This is a genomic window from Lysobacter sp. TAB13, from assembly GCF_052113885.1.
Taxonomy (GTDB): domain Bacteria; phylum Pseudomonadota; class Gammaproteobacteria; order Xanthomonadales; family Xanthomonadaceae; genus Lysobacter; species Lysobacter gummosus.
The window spans coordinates 1-362 of the sequence record NZ_JBFRDR010000400.1 but is presented as its reverse complement, the minus strand read 5'-3'; the positions used below and the strand labels follow the sequence as shown (position 1 = coordinate 362).

Here is a 362-nt window from a genome sequence, read left to right as displayed (position 1 = left end):
CTGCTGAACCCGGGCGCCAGCTATCGCTATAACGGCCAGACCCGGACCTATCCCGAGATCAAGCTGGTCTACTGGGCCGGCGGCAATCCGTTCCACCACCACCAGGACCTGAACCGCCTGCGCCAGGCTTTTGCCCGGCTCGACACGCTCGTCGTGCATGAACTCGCCTGGACGGCGACGGCGCGCCATGCCGACATCGTGCTGCCCTGCACGATGACGCTGGAGCGCGAGGACATCGGCGGCAGTTCCAACGACCCGCTGCTCGTCCCGATGCAGCCCGTCGTGCCGCCTTATGGCGAAGCGCGCGACGACTACGCCATCTTCGCCGATCTCGCCGAGAGGCTCGGCTCGCGCCAGGCCTT

At 67.4% G+C, this 362-nt stretch carries 1 protein-coding gene; it reads left to right on the top strand.

Annotated elements, in window-relative coordinates:
* Positions 1-362: molybdopterin-dependent oxidoreductase (locus AB4Y92_RS26695; RefSeq protein ID WP_441822363.1), on the top strand; the 362-nt coding region annotated here is incomplete at both ends.